The organism is Sporichthya sp. (genome assembly GCF_013815995.1).
Classification (GTDB): Bacteria; Actinomycetota; Actinomycetes; order Sporichthyales; family Sporichthyaceae; genus Sporichthya.
In genome coordinates, this window is the sequence record NZ_JACDFE010000287.1 from 1 (window position 1) to 4,831 (window position 4,831).

Below are 4,831 nucleotides of genomic sequence, written 5' to 3' on the forward strand. Positions count from 1 at the left end.
CCCATGCCGCTCGGCGAAGTGCCGGGCCGCCGGCAGCCGCCAGCCCGACGTACCGCCGAGGAAGGTGCCGCCGTAGTCGGCGACCAGCACCGCGACCCACAGCCAGGTCCGGGTGTCCCCGCTCGCACCCGCGGCGGCGAGCAGCAGACCGAGGGCGGCCGCGGCCGAGGCCCCGAAGCGCATCAGCTGCCGGCGCAGCCCGGCGTCGCCGGCCGAGAGCGCCCAGAACGTGGCGACGTGGACCGCGCGCAGCACGGCGTACCCGACGGCGATCGCGTAGGGCGCGGAGATCCCGCCCGGTGAGTCGTCGAAGGCTTCAGGGATCGCGAGTGCGATGACGAACATTGCGGCCATCGCGACCAGGATGGCCACTCGCGTCGCGCCCTCGTCGGCCTTGACCACGTTGCCGATCCAGGCGTAGCCCACCCAGCACCACCACAGCAGGCCGAGCACGAGCATGCCCTGGGTGAGTCGCTCGGCGCTCGGATCCTTCGCCATGAAGGCGGTGACCTGGGTCAGGGCGAAGACGAAGACCAGGTCGAAGAACAGCTCGATCATGGTGGCCGCGGACTCCGGGTGCAGCGTCTCGAAACGCAGTCGCCGGGCCGGCGCGGACTGGTGCTTGTCGGTCACTGGGCGCCGGTCAGCCGTGGCCCGAGGCCAGCTCGCGGGACCGGTCCCGGGCGGCCTCCAGGGCAGCGATCATCGCAGCGCGCACACCGTGGTCCTCCATCTTGCGGATGGCGGCGATCGTGGTGCCGGCCGGGGACATCACAGCCTCGCGGAGCTTGACCGGGTGCTCGCCGGTCTCCTTCAGCATCCGCGCGGAGCCGACCGCCGTCTGCACGATCAGCTTGTAGGCGACCTCGCGCGGCAGGCCGAGCAAAATCCCGGCGTCGGTCATCGCCTCGACCAGGTAGAAGAAGTAGGCGGGCCCGGAGCCGGACAGCGCGGTGACCGCGTCCAGCTGCGACTCGGGCACCCGGATCACCTCGCCCACGGGGGTGAGCAGACCCTCGGTCAGCTTCATGTGCTCACCGGTGGCGTGCGCACCGGCCGAGATCGCACTCATCGCCTCGTCGACGAACACGGCGGTGTTCGACATCACCCGGACCACCGGGACCTCGGCGCCGAAGTGGCGCTCCATGAACGCGGTCGGAATGCCGGCGGCCACCGAGATCACCAACTGGTCGGGGCGCACCACGTCGCCGATCTCGCCGAGCAGACTCGCCATGTCCTGCGGCTTGATCGCGAGCAGGATCACGTCGGCCGTCTTGACCGCCTCGACCGCATCCGCGGTGCTCACCCCGTACCGGTCGCGCAGTTCCGCCGCGCGCTCCGCGTGCCGCTCGGTCACGACGACGTCGGCCGCCGTGCGGCCCGCCCGCAACATCCCGGCGAGCAACGCCTCGCCCATCTTGCCGCCGCCGAGCAGGGCAACCCGCTGGCCCATGTGCTTCACCCTTTCGACAGGAGCGCCCGCGCGAAGAACACCACATTGGCGGGACGTTCGGCGAGCCTACGCATCAGGTAGCCGTACCACTCCTCGCCGAACGGGACGTAGACCCGGACGGTCTCGCCGGCGCCGGCCAGTCTGCGCTGCTCGTCCGGGCGCACTCCGTAGAGCATCTGGTACTCGAAGTCGCCCGGGTTACGTCCGGCGCGGGCGGCCAGGTCGGCCGCGATGGCCAGCATCCGGGGGTCGTGCGAGGCCACCATCGGATAGCCCTGACCGGCCATCAGCACCTTCAGAGCGCGCACGTAGGACAGGTTGACGTCGTGCGGGTCCTGGTAGGCGACCGAGGCCGGCTCGCGGTACGCGCCCTTGCACAGCCGGACCCGGGAGCCGGCGGAGGCGAGATCGCGGCAGTCGGCCTCGGTGCGGTGCAGGTAGGCCTGAAGCACCGCCCCGACCCAGGGGAAGTCCACGCGCAACTCGCGCAGCACCGACAGGGTCGCGTCGGTAGTGGTGTGGTCCTCCATGTCGAGGGTCACCGTGGTGCCGTGGGCGGCGGCCGCCGCGCAGACCTTGGCCGCGTTTTCGTGCGCGATCCGGTGGCCGTCCGGGCCGAGCGCCTGCCCCAGCGAGGAGAGCTTGAGCGAGATCTCGGCGCCGCCGGTCAGGCCGGCCACGTTCAGCGCTCCCAACGCAGCGATGCAGACCTCACGCATGTGGTCGGCCTGAGCCCGGTCGGCGGTGTCCTCGCCGAGGTGGTCCAGGGAGACCCGCAGGCCGGAGGAGACCAGATCCCGGGCCACCACGAGGGCAGCCTCCAGGCTCCGGCCGGCCACGAAACGGCGGACAACCTCCCGGGTCCCGGGCGCGCGCGTGATCAGGTCGCGCACGCGGGTGGAGCGGGACGCGGCGAGGAGTCCGTGGCGCAGCACGGCTCCATCGTGGCAGTCGAGGCCTTCGCGGGCCCCCTCCGACCTGCGAATACTCCCGAAACCCCGAACGATCATGAAGCGGATTCGTACTATTTCGCCCTCTGCTGCCTGCAGACCCCTGCTGTCTTCGAGAGAGCTGCCCGCCCCCCGCGCGCCCGCGGTCCGACCCCACAAGGGAGCTGACGATGCGCTACCGGCGTATCACCGCAGTCATCGGCGGTGCGGTGCTGCCGTTGATCGCCGGCCTGTTCGCGGTTGCGACGGCCGACCCGGCGGACACCGGCGCCGCGGGGCCGCCTGTCCGGTTCAAGGCGGCGCTGGTCGACGCGGCCTACACCTGCCCGCACCTGCCGGCCGGCCTGCAGGCCGCCCTGATCGACGTGGAGAGCGGCTGGGACGCCCTCAAGGAGGACGAGAGCGGCACCAAGGGCCTGGCCCAGCTCTCGTCCCGGATGTGGAACGCCTGGGGTGAGGACGCGGACGGGGACGGGACGAACAGCCCGTTGGACCCCGCGGACGCCATCGACACCCAGGCCCGGGTGCTCTGCGACTACTACCGGACCGCGGTGCAGTCCAACGAGCGCGGCGACCGGCTCTCCCTCGCCCTGGCCGCTTACCGGCTGGGTTGGAACCGGGTGGCCGACGTCGGTCTTGCCCGGCTGCCGGCGACCCGGGCGTACATCGCCGAGGTCAAGGACCTGGCGCCGCTCTACGCGCAGGGGCTCGGCGTCGCCAACTCCTCGCGCTCGCTGTACACGCCGCTGCCGAACCCGCGTTCCGCCTCGGGCGCGGTGAAGTGGGCGCGCGCGATGGCGGGCGACTACGGCTGGTACAACCTGTGCCTGAACTTCATGGCGCAGGCCTACGGCTGGGACCACTCCGGAACGCAGTACGCCATCGACCACTGGCTGTTCACCCCGAATTCGATGCGCCACCACCGCCAGCGCAACGCCCCCGCCGGTTCGCTGATGTTCTGGGACACCGGCCTGCGGGCCGGGCACGTCGCGATCTCGCTCGGCGACGGCTACGTCGCCACCAACGACGTCATCACGCCGGGCAAGATCAGCATCGTCTCGTCGTACACGATCGACGAAAGGTGGAACGCGCGCTACCTCGGCTGGACCGCGCCGTACTTCCCCGACGGGGCGTAGCCCTTACGGAGCGACATTACGACCCGTCAGATCCGCGTTCGACGGCCGCCGCGAGGTGCAGGCGGGTGAAGGCCAGGGCCTCGGCCAGGTCGGCTTCCCGCTCCCGCCGGTTCGAGCACCGCCGGGTGTTCACCTCGAGCACCACCGAACCGGTGAAGCCGCGCCGGGCCAGGGTCTCCAGCACCTCGGCGCAGGGCTGCGTCCCTCGGCCCGGGATCAGGTGCTCGTCCTTGTTCGAGCCCGACCCGTCCGCCATGTGCAGATGCCGCAGCCGGTCCCCGAGGGCATCGATCATCGCCAGCGGGTCGGACTGCGAGGTCGCGGTGTGCGAGAGGTCGAGCGTCACCTGCGGGTAGTCCCGGTCGACGATGTCCCAGTCCGGCGCGTAGGCCTGGACCTCGCGGCCACGGGCCCGCCACGGGTACATGTTCTCGACCGCGAAGGCGACGTCGGTCTCCTCGGCCAGATGCGCCAGGCCGGCCTCGAAGGCCTTCGCGTAGTCCCGCTGCCAGCGGAACGGCGGGTGCACGACGACCACCTCGGCACCCAGCAGCTCGGCCACCTCACGGGCCCGGTCCAGCTTCACCCACGGCTCCGTGCCCCACACCCGCTGCGTGATCAGCAGGCAGGGCGCGTGGATGGCGATGATCGGCATCTGGTGGTACTCGGACAGGTGCCGCAGCGCGTCCGCGTCCTGAGAGACCGGGTCGACGCCGACCATGACCTCGATGCCGTCGAAGCCGAGACTGGCCGCCATCTCGAAGGCCGCGCCGGTCGACTCCGGGTAGGTCGAGGACGTGGACAGACAGACCTTGGCGTCCGGCACCTGCACACCCCGGACGGGGGGAACTGCGGCCTCCCCAGCGGTCATGCGCCCAGCCTAGGGCGGACGCCCCGGATACGTCGGATTGCGTACGCGTAGAGCCGCTCCACGGCGGACGCGCGGGAGGGCCGGGATCGCGACGCTGGGTCCATGACGAACTCAGCAGTGAGCGTGTCCGGGCTCACCAAGAACTACGGCAGCTCATCGACCAGAACTGCGGTTGTCGACCGCCTGTCCTTCGAGATCCCCCGCGGCGTGGTGGCCGGCTTCGTCGGCCCGAACGGCGCCGGCAAGACCACGACGATGGCAATGCTGCTCGGCCTGGTCCGGCCCTCCGCCGGGGCCGGGACGGTGCTCGGCGCGTCGCTGGCCGATCCGCGCCGCTACCTGGGCCGGGTCGGCGCGATGATCGAGGGCCCCGCCCTGTGGCCCGGCCTGACCGGCGAGCAGAACCTGCGCGCCCTGGCCG

6 protein-coding genes are annotated in these 4,831 nt (G+C 71.5%); 2 read left to right on the forward strand and 4 right to left on the reverse strand.

From position 1 onward, the window contains the following. The 3 genes from H0X00_RS21665 to H0X00_RS21675 all read right to left on the reverse strand — a co-directional run. Positions 1–633: low temperature requirement protein A (locus tag H0X00_RS21665; protein ID WP_293774747.1), on the reverse strand; the 633-nt coding region annotated here is incomplete at its 3' end. A gap of 10 nt (positions 634–643) precedes the next feature. After that, positions 644–1,453 carry a pyrroline-5-carboxylate reductase gene (proC, locus tag H0X00_RS21670; RefSeq protein WP_293774749.1) on the reverse strand — a complete coding sequence of 270 codons (810 nt, stop codon included), beginning with the start codon at positions 1,451–1,453 and terminating at the stop codon, positions 644–646. A 5-nt stretch (positions 1,454–1,458) separates the two neighbouring features. Further along, entirely contained in the window at positions 1,459–2,388 is a 930-nt protein-coding gene (locus H0X00_RS21675; RefSeq protein WP_293774750.1) for a proline dehydrogenase family protein, read from the reverse strand. 185 nt (positions 2,389–2,573) lie between these two features. Between H0X00_RS21675 and H0X00_RS21680 the strand changes: the two genes are divergently transcribed. After that, positions 2,574–3,539, forward strand: coding sequence for a transglycosylase SLT domain-containing protein (locus H0X00_RS21680; RefSeq protein WP_293774753.1), 966 nt, complete (start codon positions 2,574–2,576; stop codon positions 3,537–3,539). 16 nt (positions 3,540–3,555) lie between these two features. Here the strand turns inward: H0X00_RS21680 and H0X00_RS21685 are convergent, their stop codons facing one another. Beyond that, positions 3,556–4,410: a sugar phosphate isomerase/epimerase gene (locus tag H0X00_RS21685; RefSeq protein ID WP_293774755.1), complete on the reverse strand. Its 855-nt coding sequence runs from the start codon at positions 4,408–4,410 to the stop codon at positions 3,556–3,558. 102 nt (positions 4,411–4,512) lie between these two features. Here H0X00_RS21685 and H0X00_RS21690 point away from each other — a divergent pair. Beyond that, positions 4,513–4,831 (forward strand): ATP-binding cassette domain-containing protein (locus H0X00_RS21690; RefSeq protein ID WP_293774758.1); only part of this gene is annotated, 319 nt, incomplete at its 3' end.